Source organism: Streptomyces bohaiensis (assembly GCF_012033785.1).
In the GTDB taxonomy this organism is placed as follows: domain Bacteria; phylum Actinomycetota; class Actinomycetes; order Streptomycetales; family Streptomycetaceae; genus Streptomyces; species Streptomyces bohaiensis.
This window is the reverse complement of sequence record NZ_JAAVJC010000096.1, coordinates 1-16318: the sequence shown is the minus strand read 5'-3', so window position 1 is coordinate 16318 and position 16318 is coordinate 1. Positions and strand designations below refer to the sequence as shown.

At 74.4% G+C, this 16318-nt stretch carries 15 protein-coding genes and 1 pseudogene; 10 read left to right on the top strand and 6 right to left on the bottom strand.

The window, feature by feature from the left end; translation table 11 throughout:
- Positions 1-445: 445 nt before the first annotated feature.
- The 3 genes and pseudogenes from HCN52_RS12940 to HCN52_RS26510 all read left to right on the top strand — a co-directional run bounded on the left by HCN52_RS12940 (position 446) and on the right by HCN52_RS26510 (position 3139).
- The gene (locus HCN52_RS12940) at positions 446-2221 is read left to right on the top strand and encodes an acetyl/propionyl/methylcrotonyl-CoA carboxylase subunit alpha (protein ID WP_168088582.1); all 1776 of its coding nucleotides are present in this window, start codon (positions 446-448) and stop codon (positions 2219-2221) included.
- Positions 2222-2651: 430 nt separating this feature from the next.
- Positions 2652-2999, top strand: a pseudogene (locus HCN52_RS12935) (alcohol dehydrogenase catalytic domain-containing protein); the annotation flags it as partial.
- Positions 2999-3139, top strand: coding sequence for a hypothetical protein (locus HCN52_RS26510; RefSeq protein WP_446696971.1), 141 nt, complete (start codon positions 2999-3001; stop codon positions 3137-3139). The pseudogene HCN52_RS12935 and the gene HCN52_RS26510, both read left to right, overlap by 1 nt.
- A 120-nt stretch (positions 3140-3259) precedes the next feature.
- Here HCN52_RS26510 and HCN52_RS12930 read toward each other — a convergent pair whose 3' ends face one another.
- Together HCN52_RS12930 and HCN52_RS12925 are read right to left on the bottom strand one after the other, a co-directional pair.
- On the bottom strand, positions 3260-4150 hold the full coding sequence (locus HCN52_RS12930; RefSeq protein ID WP_312876673.1) for a DeoR/GlpR family DNA-binding transcription regulator: 891 nt from the start codon (positions 4148-4150) through the stop codon (positions 3260-3262).
- A 190-nt stretch (positions 4151-4340) separates the two neighbouring features.
- Complete coding sequence (locus tag HCN52_RS12925) at positions 4341-5801, bottom strand: NAD(P)H-quinone dehydrogenase (RefSeq protein ID WP_168088584.1); 1461 nt, start codon at positions 5799-5801, stop codon at positions 4341-4343.
- Positions 5802-5902: 101 nt separating this feature from the next.
- Here HCN52_RS12925 and HCN52_RS12920 point away from each other — a divergent pair, with 101 nt between their 5' ends.
- From HCN52_RS12920 to HCN52_RS12910, 3 genes are all read left to right on the top strand, one after another.
- Positions 5903-6340 carry a gamma-glutamylcyclotransferase gene (locus HCN52_RS12920; protein WP_167973508.1) on the top strand — a complete coding sequence of 146 codons (438 nt, stop codon included), beginning with the start codon at positions 5903-5905 and terminating at the stop codon, positions 6338-6340.
- Between the two features lie 264 nt (positions 6341-6604).
- Positions 6605-7411 (top strand): purine-nucleoside phosphorylase, encoded by an 807-nt coding sequence (locus HCN52_RS12915; RefSeq protein ID WP_168088581.1) that lies wholly within the window; start codon positions 6605-6607, stop codon positions 7409-7411.
- Entirely contained in the window at positions 7408-9096 is a 1689-nt protein-coding gene (locus HCN52_RS12910; RefSeq protein ID WP_168088580.1) for a phospho-sugar mutase, read from the top strand. The genes HCN52_RS12915 and HCN52_RS12910 overlap by 4 nt, the downstream gene beginning before the upstream one ends.
- A gap of 103 nt (positions 9097-9199) precedes the next feature.
- Here HCN52_RS12910 and HCN52_RS12905 read toward each other — a convergent pair whose 3' ends face one another.
- The 3 genes from HCN52_RS12905 to HCN52_RS12895 all read right to left on the bottom strand — a co-directional run bounded on the left by HCN52_RS12905 (position 9200) and on the right by HCN52_RS12895 (position 11288).
- Positions 9200-10051 carry an alpha/beta fold hydrolase gene (locus HCN52_RS12905; protein WP_168088579.1) on the bottom strand — a complete coding sequence of 284 codons (852 nt, stop codon included), beginning with the start codon at positions 10049-10051 and terminating at the stop codon, positions 9200-9202.
- Complete coding sequence (locus HCN52_RS12900; protein WP_168088578.1) at positions 10048-10500, bottom strand: helix-turn-helix domain-containing protein; 453 nt, start codon at positions 10498-10500, stop codon at positions 10048-10050. The genes HCN52_RS12905 and HCN52_RS12900 overlap by 4 nt, the downstream gene beginning before the upstream one ends.
- A 161-nt stretch (positions 10501-10661) precedes the next feature.
- Positions 10662-11288 carry a PH domain-containing protein gene (locus tag HCN52_RS12895; RefSeq protein ID WP_168088577.1) on the bottom strand — a complete coding sequence of 209 codons (627 nt, stop codon included), beginning with the start codon at positions 11286-11288 and terminating at the stop codon, positions 10662-10664.
- 134 nt (positions 11289-11422) lie between these two features.
- Between HCN52_RS12895 and deoC the strand changes: the two genes are divergently transcribed.
- Genes deoC through HCN52_RS12880 form a run of 3 tightly spaced genes read left to right on the top strand, consistent with a single transcriptional unit; the run spans position 11423 to position 14757 of the window.
- Positions 11423-12388, top strand: a complete 966-nt coding sequence (gene deoC / locus HCN52_RS12890) for a deoxyribose-phosphate aldolase (protein WP_168088583.1) — start codon at positions 11423-11425, stop codon at positions 12386-12388.
- Positions 12389-12395: 7 nt separating this feature from the next.
- Positions 12396-13874 carry an aldehyde dehydrogenase family protein gene (locus HCN52_RS12885; RefSeq protein ID WP_168088576.1) on the top strand — a complete coding sequence of 493 codons (1479 nt, stop codon included), beginning with the start codon at positions 12396-12398 and terminating at the stop codon, positions 13872-13874.
- A complete protein-coding gene (locus HCN52_RS12880; RefSeq protein WP_168088575.1) occupies positions 13864-14757 on the top strand; it encodes an aldehyde dehydrogenase family protein in 894 nt (297 codons plus the stop codon). The genes HCN52_RS12885 and HCN52_RS12880 overlap by 11 nt, the downstream gene beginning before the upstream one ends.
- Positions 14758-14838: 81 nt before the next feature.
- On the opposite strand, the gene HCN52_RS12875 is transcribed toward HCN52_RS12880, so the two are convergent.
- A complete protein-coding gene (locus HCN52_RS12875; RefSeq protein WP_168088574.1) occupies positions 14839-15210 on the bottom strand; it encodes a hypothetical protein in 372 nt (123 codons plus the stop codon).
- A 123-nt stretch (positions 15211-15333) separates the two neighbouring features.
- On the opposite strand from HCN52_RS12875, the gene HCN52_RS12870 reads away from it, so the two are divergent.
- Positions 15334-15996 (top strand): uridine kinase family protein, encoded by a 663-nt coding sequence (locus HCN52_RS12870; RefSeq protein ID WP_312876672.1) that lies wholly within the window; start codon positions 15334-15336, stop codon positions 15994-15996.
- Positions 15997-16318: the final 322 nt, after the last annotated feature.

Genomic DNA, 16318 nt, shown 5'->3' with positions numbered 1-16318 from the left:
GCTCGGCGTTCTGCTCCGGCGTGAGGTACGGCGCGGGCGCCTCCTCGACCAGCTTCTGGCGGCGGCACTGCGAGCAGCCGGCGGCGGGTGGGTCCGCGCCCCGGCGGGGACCGACCGAACCGGCCAACCCCGTGGCGCCGGCACAGGGCGCTGACCACCCGGTGGGCCGTCTCCCGCCGCGCGCCGCGGCCCGCTTCAGAAAAATCTTCCCGGTACGCGTTGGCAGGTCCCCACAAAAGCCGCAGGCTTCTCGGGCCTTCGGCCCCTGCCACGCGCGCTCCGCGACCGGAAACGGATGGCCGCTGTACGGCGTCATTACCAGGGATGCCACGGACCGGAGCCGCCGACCGGTCACCCTGGGTACGCAGGTACTCACTTTTGCGGGGGACTCGGCGCGCGGTGTGGTGTGTATCTAAAATCGCTGTGTTCCAAGGAGGGAGCCAACGTGCGCAAGGTGCTCATCGCCAATCGCGGCGAAATCGCCGTCCGCGTCGCGCGAGCCTGCCGGGATACCGGTATCGCCAGCGTCGCCGTATACGCAGAACCGGACCGGGACGCGCCCCATGTGCGCGCCGCGGACGAGGCGTTCGCGCTGGGTGGTGACACCCCCGCGACCAGCTATCTCGACTTCCAGAAGGTGCTGAAGGCCGCCGCCGACTCCGGTGCCGACGCCGTGCACCCGGGCTACGGCTTCCTCTCGGAGAACGCCGAGTTCGCCCAGGCCGTCATGGATGCCGGGCTGACCTGGATCGGTCCGCCGCCGCAGGCGATCCGCGACCTCGGCGACAAGGTCGCCGCCCGCCACATCGCGCAGCGCGCCGGCGCGCCGCTCGTCGCCGGCACCAAGGACCCCGTGAGCGGCGCCGACGAGGTCGTGGCGTTCGCCGAGGAGCACGGCCTGCCGGTCGCCATCAAGGCGGCGTTCGGTGGCGGTGGCCGCGGACTGAAGGTCGCCCGCACCCTGGACGAGGTCGCCGAGCTCTACGAGTCGGCGGTCCGCGAGGCCGTCGTCTCCTTCGGTCGCGGGGAGTGCTTCGTCGAGCGCTACCTCGACCGGCCGCGGCACGTCGAGACCCAGTGCCTCGCCGACCGGCACGGCAACGTGGTCGTGGTCTCCACCCGCGACTGCTCCCTGCAGCGCCGCCACCAGAAGCTGGTCGAGGAGGCGCCCGCGCCGTACCTCACGCCGGAGCAGAACGCCGAGCTCTACCGGGCGTCCAAGGCGATCCTGCGCGAGGCCGGCTACGTCGGCGCCGGGACCTGCGAGTTCCTCGTGGGCCAGGACGGCACCATCTCGTTCCTGGAGGTGAACACCCGGCTCCAGGTGGAGCACCCGGTCACCGAGGAGGTCACCGGGATCGACCTGGTGATCGAGCAGTTCCGTATCGCCGACGGCGAGGAGCTGGGGTACGACGACCCGGAACTCCGCGGCCACTCCATCGAGTTCCGCATCAACGGCGAGGACCCGGGCCGCAACTTCCTCCCCGCTCCCGGCACCGTCACCGCCTTCGAGGCCCCGGCCGGCCCCGGCGTCCGCCTGGACGCGGGGGTGGAGTCCGGAACCGTCATCGGCCCGGCGTGGGACTCGCTGCTCGCCAAGCTGATCGTGACCGGTGCCACCCGTGAGCAGGCGCTCCGTCGCGCCTCCCGCGCACTGGCCGAGTTCCGCGTCGAGGGCATGGCGACGGCCATCCCGTTCCACCGCGCGGTCGTGGCCGACCCGGCGTTCGCGCCGGAGGTCCACGGCGAGAAGGGCCCGTTCACCGTCCACACCCGGTGGATCGAGACGGAGTTCGTCAACGAGCTGCCGCCATTCGCCCCCGGCGGGATCGGCGAGGACGAGGACGCCCACATCCGCGAGACCGTCGTCGTGGAGGTCGCCGGCAAGCGGCTGGAGGTGTCGCTGCCCGCGACGCTCGCCATGCCGCTGGCCCGCGCCGCCGTCGCGGGCGGCGCCAAGCCGGCGCGTCGGCGCGGCGGCCGCAAGGCCGGTTCCGCCGTCACCGGTGACGCGCTCGCCTCCCCGATGCAGGGGACGATCGTCAAGGTCGCCGTCGAGGAGGGCCAGACCGTCGCCGAGGGCGACCTGGTGGTGGTGCTGGAGGCCATGAAGATGGAGCAGCCCATCAACGCCCACCGGGCCGGGACCGTGAAGGGGCTGACCGCCGAGGTCGGCGCCGCCCTCTCGGCCGGCGCGGCGATCTGCGAGATCAAGGACTGACCTGGCAGCACACCGCAACGACGGGGGGGGGGCGACCGATCGGTCGGCGCTGCGGTGCCGGGCGTCGTAGCCGACGACCACCAGCGGGCGGTCCAGCTCCGAATGGCGGTCCCGGAGCACGGCGGCCCACTCGGGGGCACGGGCTCACGGCGCGGGAGGTGGAGGTGCTCGTCCTGGCGGCCGACGGGTTGACCAACGCCGAGACCGCGACACAGCTGATCATCGGCGTTGGGAACGGTCACGACGCATCTGAGGAACGTCCCGGCAGGATCGGCGCCCGCAAAACCGCGTGGAGATTCCCTACGGGCCTGGCGCACCGGCCTCGTCGGCGACGGCTGAGCGGCGGCGGGGGACGCCGCCACAGCGGCTGCCCTCAGCCGGGAGCGACGGCGCGCCGCACGCTCTCGCGCAACAGCGCGCGCCGCTCGTCACCGGCGCCGCCGTGACACGGTTCGCGCCCGGCGACCGGGTGGCGGTCGGGAACATCGTCGACTCCCGCCGCACCTGCGCGATGTGCCGGGACGGACAGGAGAACTACTGCCACGCCTTCCCCGTCCGCACCTACGGCGGGGCCGACCGTCACGACGGCACCACCACCCTCGGCGGCTACTCCCGCGCGTACATCGTCGACGAGGGGTTCACCCACGCGCTGCCGCCGGGACTGAACCCCGCGGGGGCGGCCCCGCTGCTCTGCGCCGGCATCACTGTCGGGGAGCCACTGCGCGCGCTCGGGGCCGGACCCGGCAGGCGGGTGGCGGTGGTCGGGCTCAGCGGACTGTGCTCGCCTTCTGCGCGGAGCACGGCATCACCGCGGACATCGAGCCGCTTCCCTCGGCCCGCGTCAACGAGGCGCTGGAACGGCTCGCACGCGGCGACGTCCGCCACTGCTTCGTGCTGGACCTCTCCGACCTGGACTGAGCCGCCCCGGAGAGAGCCGACCGAGGGACCCACCCGCGGACGGCGCCGCGTCGCGGCGCGGCCCCGCCCGCCCACGACGCCCACGACGGACCGCATGGCTGACCGCAGCGGACCCCGCCGTCAGCCGCCGCCTCGGCGGCCCGCCGCGGCGCCCTGCCCCAGCGGATTGGCCGACGGGCTGCGCGGTGTCGGCACGGGGAAGTCCCGGCGAGCCCGCCCCCCGCGGGCGGCCTCGCCGGGGGCGACGGAGATCCGGACGCCCTGGTCCGCCAGGGCCTCCAACTGCGCAGCCGCCTCGCTGTCGGGGGCCGGCTGGTCGGTGACGAGATGGGAGATCATCTCGGTGGGCACCGTCTGGAACATGGTGTCCGCGCCCAGCTTGGACTGGTCGGCGAGGACCACCACCTCCGCCGCGGCGTGGACCAGCGCGCGGTCCACCGAGGCGGAGAGCATGTTGGAGGTGGACAGCCCGCGCTCGGCGGTCAGCCCGGCACCGGAGATGAAGGCGCGTGACACCCGCAGCCCCTGGAGGGACTGCTCGGCCCCGCTGCCCACCAGCGCGTAGTTGGAGCCCCGCAGGGTGCCCCCGGTCATGACGACCTCGACCCGGTTGGCGTGGGCCAGGGCCTGGGCGACCAGCAGGGAGTTGGTGACGACGGTCAGCCCGGCCACCCGGGCGAGCCGGCGCGCCAGCTCCTGGGTGGTGGTGCCGGCCCCGACGACCACGGCCTCGCCCTCGCCGACGAGCCCGGCGGCGGCCTCCGCGATGGCGGCCTTCTCCGCGGAGGCGGCCAGGGACCGCTGCGGGAAGCCGGCCTCGCGGGTGAAGCCCCCGGGCAGGACGGCGCCGCCGTGGCGCCGGTCGAGGAGGCCCTCGGCCTCAAGGATGCGGACGTCGCGTCGCACGGTGACCTCTGAGGTCTGTACGACGCGGGCTAGCTCTCGGAGGGAGACGGCGCCGTTGGCGCGCACCATCTCCAGGATCATTTGACGACGTTCTGCAGCGAACACGGAACCGACCGTAACGCCAAAGTCCGCCTGGTTTCAGCAGCTTGCGGCAAATCTCCGAAGATGTCATCACCGGACCGCCCGGCGTGGTATAGGGGCCGCGGCGCCCGCCTGGGCGGACTACCCGGCTCCGGACAGCACGAACCCCCGCGACCTGTCAGGACAGGCCGCGGGGGCGGATCGGCGGAGCGGGTCAGCCCTCCCCGGCGACCTTCCGCACCTGGAGCTGGCGGGCCACCTCGGCGATCGATCCCGACAGCGACGGGTACACCGTGAACGCCTTTGCGATCTGGTCGACGGTCAGGCTGTTGTCGACGGCGACCGAGATGGGGTGGATCAGTTCGCTGGCGCGCGGCGCGACGACCACACCGCCCACCACGATCCCGGTGCCCGGGCGGCAGATCAGCTTCACGAACCCGTCGCGGATGCCCTGCATCTTGGCGCGCGCGTTGCGCAGCAGCGGCAGCTTCACCACCTCGGCGTCGATGCGACCCGCGTCGACGTCGGCCTGGGTGTAGCCGACGGTCGCGATCTCGGGGTCGGTGAAGATGTTGGCCGAGACCGTCGTGAGGTCCAGCGGCGCCACCGCGCCGCCCAGGACGTGGTACATCGCGATCCGGCCCTGCATCGCGGCGACCGACGCGAGAGCGAAGACGCCGGTGCAGTCACCGGCGGCGTAGACGCCGGGCGCGCTGGTGCGGGAGACCCGGTCGGTCCAGATGTGGCCGGAGTCCTTCAGCCGCACCCCGGCCTCCTCCAGCCCCATGTCGGAGGTGTTCGGCACGGCGCCGACCGCCATCAGGCAGTGCGAGCCGTGGATGACGCGGCCGTCCGAGAGCGTGACCCGCACCTGCTCCTCGCCGTCCTCGCCCTTCACCCTTTCGACGGAGGCGGCGCGTGAGCGGGCCATGACGTTCATGCCGCGCCGGCGGAAGACGTCCTCCAGCACGACGGCCGCGTCGGAGTCCTCGCCGGGCAGGACGCGGTCGCGGGAGGAGACCAGGGTGACCCGCGAACCCAGCGCCTGGTAGGCGCCCGCGAACTCGGCGCCGGTGACGCCGGAGCCGACCACGATCAGCTCCGAGGGCAGCTCGGCCAGGTCGTAGACCTGCGTCCAGTTGAGGATGCGCTCGCCGTCCGGCTTGGCGTCGGCCAGTTCGCGCGGGGTGCCGCCGGTGGCGACGAGGACCGCGTCGGCGACCAGCTCGCGGGTCGAGCCGTCCGGCTCGGTGACGGTCACCCGGCGGGCACCGTCCGCCGCGCGCTCCGGCTCCAGCCGGCCGCGCCCGGCGAGCACCGTCACGCCGGCCCGCGTCACCGAGGCGGTGATGTCGTGGGACTGGGCCAGTGCCAGGCGCTTGACGCGCCGGTTCACCTTGCCGAGGTCCACTCCCACCACCGGCCCGGGCGCGTCCGGGTCGTCCTCCCGATCCATGACGATGCCCAGCTCCTCGTAGGAGGAGTCGAAGGTCGTCATGACCTCGGCGGTGGCGATGAGCGTCTTGGAGGGCACGCAGTCGGTCAGCACGGAGGCACCGCCGAGCCCGTCGCGGTCGACGATCGTCACCTCCGCCCCGAACTGCGTCGCAGCGAGCGCAGCCTCGTAGCCGCCAGGTCCACCACCGATGATCACGATCCGAGTCACGTACGACAGTCTCTCGCACCGCCGCGACGATCACCCGCTGACCCCTCTCGTTGCCGTCCGCCGGGGCGCGTGCCCCGGCTCCCGGGCGACCGCTCCCGTACTCTCAAACCATGTCGCTCTACGCCGCCTACGCGGGAAACCTCGATGCCCGGCTGATGTCGCGTCGCGCGCCGCACTCCCCGCTGCGGGGTACCGGCTGGCTCACCGACTGGCGCCTCACCTTCGGTGGGGAGCACATGGGGTGGGAGGGGGCGCTGGCCACGATCGCCGAGGCACCGCGCTCCCAGGTGTTCGTCGCGCTGTACGACATCGCCCCGATGGACGAGGACAGCATGGACCGCTGGGTGGGTGTCGGCCTCGACATCTACCGCAGGATGCGGGTGCGCGTGGCGACGCTGGAGGGCGACCTCCCCGCGTGGGTCTACGTGCTCAACGGGTACGAGGGCGGGCTGCCGAGCGCCCGCTACCTGGGCGAGATCGCCGATGCGGCGGAGTCCGCGGACGCCCCGCACGACTACGTGATGGAACTGCGCAAGCGCCCCTGCTGAGGCCCGCCCCGGCTGCGGTGCCGGCGCCCCGCCGGGGGCGCGGCGCGGTCGTGCCCGGCGGCGGGTCGGCACGCGGCCCCGGCGCTCAGCGCCTCGCCGCGCCCCCGCGTACGGCTCCGGCCCGGGCCCCGGCCGTACGCGGCGGGGAGCCGCCGGGACGGCGGTCGGTGGCAGGACCGCGGGGCGGAGGACGGAGAGCGGTGTCGCCCACAGTGGCCGACACCGATCTACGCGCGTAGGCGAAAAGCGGTTAGGCTCCCTCCCGTGAACGCTTCAGAGAATGTGGAGAGGGCCGAGGCGGCTGCCGCACGGCTGCGCGAGCTGACCGGCGCGGACAGTCACGACGTGGCTCTGGTCATGGGCTCGGGGTGGGTACCGGCCGCCGACGCGCTGGGTGAGCCGGAGGCCGAGTTCCCCGTCACCGAACTGCCGGGCTTCCCACCGCCCGCCGTCCTCGGCCACTCCGGCACCATCCGCTCCTACCGCACCGCCGGCGGCAAGCGCGCCCTGGTCTTCCTGGGCCGCACCCACTACTACGAGGGCCACGGCGTCGCCGCCGTCGCCCACGGGGTGCGCACCGCGGTCGCCGCGGGGTGCAAGGTCGTCGTGCTGACCAACGGCTGCGGCGGGCTCCGCCCCGGCATGCGCCCCGGCCAGCCGGTGCTGATCAGCGATCACATCAACCTCACCGCCGCCTCGCCCATCGAGGGCGCGAACTTCGTGGACCTCACCGACCTCTACTCGCCGCGGCTGCGGGCGCTGTGCAAGGAGGTCGAGCCGGACCTGGAGGAGGGCGTCTACGTCCAGTTCCCCGGGCCGCACTACGAGACCCCGGCCGAGATCGCCATGGTCCGCGCCATCGGCGGCGACCTGGTCGGCATGTCGACGGTCCTGGAGGCCATCGCCGCCCGCGAGGCGGGCGCGGAGGTGCTGGGCGTCTCGCTGGTGACCAACCTCGCCGCGGGCATCACCGGCGAGCCGCTGGACCATGCCGAGGTGCTGCAGGCGGGCCGCGACTCGGCCGTGCGCATGGGGGCGCTGCTCTCGCAGGTCCTGGAGCGCATCGGATGACGGCGGACGACCACCGCGCCGCGGCCGAGGAGCAGCTCCGGGCGCGCGCCGCCGCCTGGCTGGCGGAGGACCCCGACGCGGAGACCCGCGAGGAGCTGGCCGCGCTGCTCGCCGCCGAGGGGCCGGACGCGCAGGAGGAGCTGGCCGCGCGGTTCGCCGGGGAGCTGGAGTTCGGCACCGCAGGGCTGCGGGCCGAGCTCGGCGCGGGGCCGATGCGGATGAACCGCGCCGTGGTGATCCGTGCCGCCGCCGGTATCGCCGCCGAGCTCCGGGACCGCCATTCGGAGCTGGACCGCCCGCTGGTGGTCGTCGGCTACGACGCCCGGCACCGCAGCGCCGACTTCGCGCGCGACACCGCCGCCGTCATGACCGGCGCGGGACTCCGGGCGGCCGTGCTGCCCCGCCCGCTGCCGACGCCCGTGCTGGCGTTCGCCGTCCGCCACCTCGGTGCGGTCGCCGGGATCGCCGTCACCGCCAGCCACAACCCGCCGCGTGACAACGGCTACAAGGTGTACCTCGGCGACGGCAGCCAGATCGTGCCGCCCGCGGACACCTCCATCGCGGCCCGCATCACGGCGGTCGGCCCGCTCGCCGGGGTGGCCCGGCCGGAGTCGGGCTGGGAGACGCTGGGCGAGGAGATCGTCGACGCGTACCTCGACCGGGCGCCCGCCGTCCTCACGGAGGGCTCGCCGCGGACCGCCTCGCTGGTCTACACGCCGCTGCACGGCGTGGGGCAGCAGGTGCTGGAGGCCGCCTTCGCCCGGGCCGGTTTCCCCGCGCCGCTGCCGGTCGCGGAGCAGGCACTGCCCGACCCGGACTTCCCGACCGTCGCGTTCCCCAACCCGGAGGAGCCCGGCGCCATGGACCTGGCGTTCGCGGCCGCCCGTGCCGCCGCCTCGCCGCCGGACCTCGTCGTCGCCAACGACCCGGACGCCGACCGCTGCGCGGTGGCGGTGCCGGACGCGGGCGCGCCGAGCGGCTGGCGGATGCTCCACGGCGACGAGGTCGGGGCGCTGCTCGCGGCCCACCTCATCCGGCGCGGCGCCACCGGCACCTTCGCCGCGACCATCGTCTCCTCCTCGCTCGTGGGGCGGATGGCGACGGCTGCCGGGCTGCCCTACGAGGAGACCCTCACCGGGTTCAAGTGGCTGGGGCGGGTCCCCGGGCTGCGGTTCGCCTACGAGGAGGCGCTGGGCTACTGCGTCGACCCCGACGCCGTCCGCGACAAGGACGGCATCACCGCCGCGCTGCTGGTCGCGGAGGTCGCGAGCGGGTTGAAGGCGGAGGGCCGCACCGTCACGGAGCTGCTGGACGAGCTGGCCGTCGCCCACGGCCTGCACCTGACCGACCAGCTCTCGTTCCGCGTCGCGGAGCTGTCGCTGATCACCGACGCCATGGCGCGGCTGCGGGCCGCGCCGCCGAGCGAACTGGCGGGGCTGCCGGTCCTGCGGGTGGACGACCTCGCCGCCGGCAGCGCGGCGCTGCCGCCCACCGACGGCCTGCGCTACACGCTGCGCGGCGCCCGGGTCGTGGTCCGGCCCAGCGGGACCGAGCCCAAGCTGAAGTGCTACCTGGAGGCGGTGGTGGACGTTCCTGGCGCCGACGCCCTTCCGGCAGCCCGCGCCGAGGCGGCCGCGACGCTCGCCGCGCTCAAGCGCGACCTCACCGCGGCGCTCGGCATCTGACCCCGCCCCGGCGGGCCGGGGCGGCCCCGCGGCCGTCCCGGCCCGCCGCTGCGGGCGACGGCCCGCGGGGAGCGCGCCGGGCCGCTGCCTGCCCGGCCGGGGCTCAGACGCGGACCGGGCCGGTCAGGAAGCGGCGCACGGCGTCCGCCTGGTCGAGGACGGCGTGCCCGGCGTGCGGCAGCACGACGACCTCGGCGCGGGGCACCCGCTTGCGGAACCGGCGTGCGGTCTCCAGCGAGTCGAACATCGCGTCGCGCGCGCCGCAGAGCACCAGGGTCGGCATCTCCAGCCGCGCCAGCAGCTCGTCCGCGAAGACGGGCAGCTTCTCGGTGCGGGGCTTGAACTCCGACATCACGAAGGAGAGTTCGTCGAGCACCTCGCGGTCGTGGACCGGGTCCAGCCCGGCGACGTCGGCCGCGGAGCGGCGCCTCCCCCACTCGCCGAACGGCCGCAGCATCGCCCAGCGCAGCAGCCAGGCGAACCGGGCGGGCCCCACCCCGCCGGGCGCGAGCAGCGCCAGCCGGGAGACCCGGTCGGGCCGGCGGATCGCGAAGTCCAGGGCGGTCCAGCCGCCGAGAGAGGCGCCGACCAGCGCGGGGGTGTCCAGACCGAGGCCGTCGAGGACCTCGGTGAGCCAGTGCGCGGGGGCGTCGGAGTCCAGCGCCGGGCGGGCGGGGGTGCTCAGCCCCGGCTCCCCCGGGAGGTCGACGGCGTAGGTCCGCAGCTGCCGGCTCCACCCCGGAGCCGCGCCCTGCCAGGTCAGCGCGTTGGAGCAGGCGCCGTGCAGCAGGACCACCGGCGGCGCCTCCTCGGGGCCCGCTGCCAGGACGAAGGTGTCCCCCAGGCTCGTGGCGACGGTGAGCCGTTCCGACGGGACCGGCCAGGCGTCCAGCGCCGCGCGGTACCGGCGGCGGACCTCCTCGCCACCCGCCTCTGTGCGGTAGATCTCGCTCATGACCCCACTACCCCCTCGATGTACTCCAGCATGCGCGCGGTGTCGGCGAGCCCGCCCACCACGATGACCTTCATCCGGCCGCGGGCCGGATCGTGCACGGTCTCGACCCGCACCCGCTCCTCGCCGGGCAGCCGGGTGCGTGCAGCCGCGGTGAGCAGGGTCGAGAGCCGGTCGGCCAGCTCCCTGTCCAGACCGTCGAGTTCGACGATGCTGGAGACGTCGGCGTGCGCGCGGTGCGCCGCCCCGGGGCCGGTCTCCGGGGCGGCCCCCGGATCGATCTCCGGGACGGGACGCCCGGTGAACCGCTCCAGGTCGCCCTGGGTGACGCGGTACTGCTTGCCGATCCGGACCGCCGGGAGCCGGCCGTCGCGGACGTAGGTGCGCACGGTGCGGACGTGCAGACCGAGGTGGTCGGCCACCGCCTGGACCGAGAACAGACGCTCACTCACCCGACGACCCTAAACGAACCTACCCGCAGAGCACAACAGGGAAGTTTGCGGAAAACAGGGTGTGATGCGCCCTGCCCCTCGACAGCCGAAACCGCCGCACGCGGTCACGGCACGCGGCGGCGGGGCGTCGGCGGAGAAGCAGCGGCGGGCGGCCGGGCCGGTCAGGCCGAGAGCCAGAGGACCAGGACGGCGACGGCGCCGAGCGCGGCCGGGGCGATCAGCTCGTACGCCCAGGTGACCGTCACCTGCCCCTCGGACTTCGCGCGCTCCCGGTTCTGCTCCGCCATCTCCTTCAACTCGCTGACCGCGGCGTCGGACGGCGCCGAACGCGGCCCGGTGTCGGTGGTGTTGGCGGTGCCGATGCCGAAGGCGCCCTTGGGCTGCTCCCCTGCGGCCAGCCGCTGGTTGTGCCGGTTGGCGCGGGAGCGCGCCCGCAGCGAGACGGGGATCGACCACAGCTGGTACGTCACGCCCTCGGCAACCAGCTCGCAGGAGTAGCCGGCACGCACGGTCTCCACGCGGGACCACGGCACGACCACGGTGCGGAAGGGGTTGCGGATGCGGACGCCGGCCGGGTTGGCGAAGACGGCGGGGCGCAGCGAGAAGGCGACGATCAGCGGGGCCAGCATGCACACCACCGCCAGCGCGATGAACGGCGACCGGCCCGAACCGCGCACCAGCGCGTCGCCGCCGAGCCAGGCGATCAGGGCGAGGAGCAGCGCCCCTCCCACCATCGCGCCGGTCGATCGGTAGACGCGGTCGGAGTAGTTGTCCGGCTCACTGGTCATGCGCACGATTGTGCCCGACGCCCCGTCGCGGCGGGCTGCCGGTCCTGTCGCCGGGGCGCGCCGCACCGTCCGCGACCGGGGTGGGGGAGGGGATGACAGTCGGCTACGCGCGTAGATATGCTCCCCTGGTGACCATGCCACCCTCTGCTGCTCCCGCTCTGGCGGACGTGACCGCCTCCGACGCGGCGTTGCGCCGCTTCCTGCACGGGCTGCCCGGGGTCGACGCGGTGGGGCTCGACGCGCGGGCCGCCGCGCTCGGCACCCGCTCGATCAAGACCACGGCCAAGGCGTACGCGATCGACCTGGCGATCTCCATGATCGACCTGACCACCCTGGAGGGCGCCGACACCGCCGGGAAGGTCCGCTCGCTGTGCGCCAAGGGACGCCACCCGGACCCCTCCGACCGCACCGCGCCCAGCCCCGCGGCCGTCTGCGTCTACCCGGACATGGTCCCGGTGGCCCGCGAGGCGCTCGCCGGGTCGGGTGTCCTGGTCGCCTCGGTGGCGACGGCCTTCCCCGCCGGGCGTGCCCCGCTGGAGGTCAAGCTGGCCGACGTCCGGGCGGCCGTCGCCGCCGGCGCCGACGAGATCGACATGGTGATCGACCGGGGCGCGTTCCTCTCCGGCCGGTACCTGAAGGTCTTCGAGGAGATCGCCGCCGTCCGCGAGAACTGCGCCCGTGTCGGCGGTGGCGCCGCCCGACTGAAGGTGATCTTCGAGAACGGCGAGCTTGCCACCTACGACAACGTGCGGCGCGCCTCCTGGCTGGCGATGCTCGCGGGGGCGGACTTCATCAAGACCTCCACCGGCAAGGTCGCCGTCAACGCCACCCCGTCCAACACCCTGGTGATGCTGGAGGCCGTCCGCGACTTCCGCGACGCCACCGGGCACCAGATCGGCGTCAAGCCCGCCGGCGGCATCCGCACCACCAAGGACGCCCTCACGTACCTGGTGATGGTGAACGAGACGCTGGGCGACGACTGGCTGAGCCCGCACTGGTTCCGGTTCGGCGCCTCCGGCCTGCTGAACGACCTGCTGATGCAGCGCCAGAAGCTCTCCTCCGGACGCTACTCCGGCCCCGACTACGTGACGGTGGACTGACCCTGCCATGACCCACGACGCCACCCACCCCAGCGGCTCCCCCGCCGCCCCCGCCGGGCTGTTCACCTACGCGCCCGCACCCGAGTCCCGCGCCGTCGTCGACATCGCTCCCTCCTACGGCCTGTTCGTCGACGGCGAGTTCCGCGAGGCCGCGGACGGCAGCGTGATGACCACGCTCTCCCCCGCCACCGAGGAGAAGCTGTCGGAGGTCGCCCACGCGGGCGAGGCCGACGTGGACGCCGCGGTGCGCGCCGCCCGCACCGCCTTCACCGGCTGGTCGGCGCTGCCCGGCGCCGAGCGGGCCAAGTACCTGTTCCGCATCGCGCGGATCATCCAGGAGCGCTCGCGCGAGCTGGCGGTGCTGGAGACCCTGGACAACGGCAAGCCGATCAAGGAGAGCCGCGACGCGGACCTGCCGCTGGTCGCCGCGCACTTCTTCTACTACGCGGGCTGGGCCGACAAGCTGGAGCACGCCGGCTTCGGGCCCGCACCCCGCCCGGTGGGCGTGGCGGCGCAGGTCATCCCCTGGAACTTCCCGCTGCTGATGCTGGCGTGGAAGGTCGCCCCCGCGCTGGCCTGCGGCAACACCGTGGTCCTCAAGCCCGCGGAGACGACACCGCTCTCGGCGCTGTTCTTCGCCGACATCTGCCGCCAGGCCGGGCTGCCGCGCGGCGTGGTCAACATCCTGACCGGCGACGGCGCGACGGGCGCCGCGCTGGTGGGCCACGAGGGCGTCGACAAGGTCGCCTTCACCGGCTCCACCGCCGTGGGCAAGGAGATCGCCCGCACGGTCGCCGGGACCGACAAGCGGCTGACCCTGGAGCTCGGCGGCAAGGGCGCCAACATCGTCTTCGACGACGCCCCCCTGGACCAGGCCGTCGAGGGCATCGTCAACGGCGTCTTCTTCAACCAGGGCCAGGTGTGCTGCGCCGGTTCCCGGCTGCTGGTGCAGGAGTCCGTCCACGACGAACTGCTGACGGCGTTGCAGCGGCGGCTGCGCACCCTCCGTGTCGGTGACCCGCTGGACAAGAACACCGACGTCGGCGCCATCAACTCGGCGGAGCAGCTGGCCCGCATCACCGAGCTCGCCGACTCCGGCGAGGCGGAGGGCGCGCGGCGCTGGACGGCGCCGTGCGACCTGCCCTCGCAGGGGTACTGGTTCGCGCCGACGCTGTTCCTCGGGGTCAGCCAGGCGCACCGCGTGGCGCGGGAGGAGATCTTCGGCCCGGTGCTGTCGGTCCTCACCTTCCGCACCCCCGAGGAGGCGGTGGCCAAGGCCAACAACACGCCCTACGGCCTCTCCGCGGGCGTCTGGACGGAGAAGGGCTCCCGCATCCTCGCCGTCTCCGAGCGGCTGCGCGCGGGAGTCGTCTGGGCCAACACGTTCAACAAGTTCGACCCGACCTCGCCCTTCGGCGGGTACCGCGAGTCGGGCTTCGGCCGCGAGGGCGGCCGTCACGGGCTGGAGGCCTACCTTGAGCACTGACCGGCTGAGCGTGCTGAAGACGTACAAGCTCTACATGGGCGGCAAGTTCCCGCGTTCCGAGAGCGGACGGGTGTACGAGGTGACCGACAGCAAGGGCAACTGGCTCGCCAACGCGCCGCGGTCGTCCCGCAAGGACGCCCGCAACGCGGTGGTCGCCGCCCGCAAGGCGTTCGGCGGCTGGTCCGGCGCCACGGCCTACAACCGCGGCCAGGTGCTGTACCGCGTCGCGGAGATGTTGGAGGGGCGCCGCGACCAGTTCACCGCCGAGGTGGCGGCGGCCGAGGGGCTCTCCCGGGCCAAGGCCGCCGCCCAGGTGGACGCCGCGGTCGACCGCTGGGTCTGGTACGCGGGCTGGTCCGACAAGATCGCCCAGGTCGCCGGCGGTGCCAACCCCGTGGCCGGGCCGTACTTCAACCTCTCCACCCCGGAGCCGACCGGCGTGGTCGCCGTGATCGCCCCCGCCGGCTCCTCGCTGCTGGGGCTGGTCTCCGTGGTGGCGCCCGTCATCGTCACCGGGAACACCGCCGTGGTGGTGGCGGACGAGTTCGCCCCGCTGCCCGCGCTCTCGCTGGCGGAGGTCCTCGCCACCTCGGACGTGCCGGGCGGCGTCGTCAACGTCCTCTCGGGCTCCGCCGCCGAGGTGGGCGCACCGCTCGCCGCGCACCGGGACGTCAACGCCGTCGACCTGGCCGGTGCGGCCGGGGACACCGGCCTGGCCACCGAGCTGGAGGTGGCCGCGGCCGACAACCTCAAGCGGGTGCTGCGCCCCGCGGCCACCGACTGGGCGGCGGACCCGGGCACCGGCCGGATGCTGGCCTTCCTGGAGACCAAGACGGTCTGGCACCCCACCGGCGGCCTCGGCGCCGCGGGCTCCTCCTACTGAGGCGCGCCCGCCGCAACGACGACGGCGCCTGTGCCCCGGGTTTCCCCGGGGCACAGGCGCCGTCGCGCGTCGCGGGTCGGTTCAGCGCCCCAGCAGTCCGCCGAGCGCTCCGGTGACCTCCGCCAGGGAGGCGCCGCCCGCGAGCGGGCCGGTGACGAGGTCGGTCCCCACCGGCTGGAAGTCCGCGATCTGGGTCCGGACCGTGTTGCTCAGCGGGTCGACCCCGGTGTCGGCCATCGGGTAGAGCTTCACATCGGCGGCCGGGGCGACCACGTACTCCACGGTCTTCACCGGGTCGTATCCGCCGAGGAGTTGGGGGGCCGCCTGCGCGGTCCCCGCCGACGCGACGGCGGCGCTGCCGGCGACGCCGAGCGCGACCGCGAGGCGTCGCGCGCCCATCGCCTTCGGCCGCGCATGACGGGCGTGACGGGCATGACGGGCGTGAGAGGACATGCGGGCACCTGCCGGACGCATCGGGTGAAAAGGCCGTCTCGCAGGGTAGCCGAATGTGCGGATCCCGCGACGCTCTCCCCGGGTGGCTTCACCCGTTCGGTTGATACGGGACAATGGGTGCCCGTGACCTCCAGCGCTCCCGCCCGTGTGATCCTGCTGACCGGCCCCTCCGGGTCGGGCAAGTCCCGACTCGCCGCCCGCACCGGCCTCCCCGTCGTCCGGCTGGACGACTTCTACAAGGACGGTGACGACCCCTCGCTCCCCGCACTGCCCTCGGGCGCCGGCACCGACTGGGACGCGCCGGCCTCCTGGAACGGCGACCACGCCGTCCGGGCGCTGCGGGAACTGTGCGAGCGGGGCGCGGCGGAACTGCCCGAGTACTCCCTCGCCCGCAGCGCGCGCACCGGCAGCCGCCCGTTCACCCGGGACGGCGCCCCGCTGCTGATCGCCGAGGGGATCTTCGCCGCCGAGATCGGCGCGGCCTGCGCCGAGGCGGGACTGCTGGCCGACTCGATCTGCCTGGCCCACCGGCCCGTCACCCACTTCCGCCGCCGGCTGGCGCGCGACGTGCGCGAGAGCCGCAAGCCGCTGCCGTTCCTGCTGCGCCGGGGGTGGGCGCTGCTGCGCGCGGAGCGGTCCATCGTCGCGCGCAACGCGGCGCTCGGGGCCCACTGCTGCGACCAGCGGGCGGCGTTGCGCCGGATCGAGGCGCTCGCGGCGGAGGTCGCGGCACCGGCCGCGCACCTACCGGCCGGCGGCACGGACGCCGAACGGCTCGCCGCCTGATGCTGCTCGCCTGACCCTGCCCACCTGACGCCGGTGGGCGCCTGACGCGGGTGCGCGCCGGACGGAGCGGCGCGACCGATCCGGGGAGGCGCGGCGGCACACGCGGCGGCACGCGCGCCCGAGGAGTGTCACCGGAGCGCGCCGAGGAACAGAAGCACCGCGGCGTCGCGGTGCCGCGGCCGCGGTCGCGGACATGCGAGAGGTCCGGCCGAACCCCCCGGCCGGCCGGACCTCCCTCCCCCGTGCACCACGGTCACCGGGCGGCGGCTCCCCCGCCACCGTCCCACTGCCGTGGTGGGTCGGGCGCGCCGCGGCCGACGGC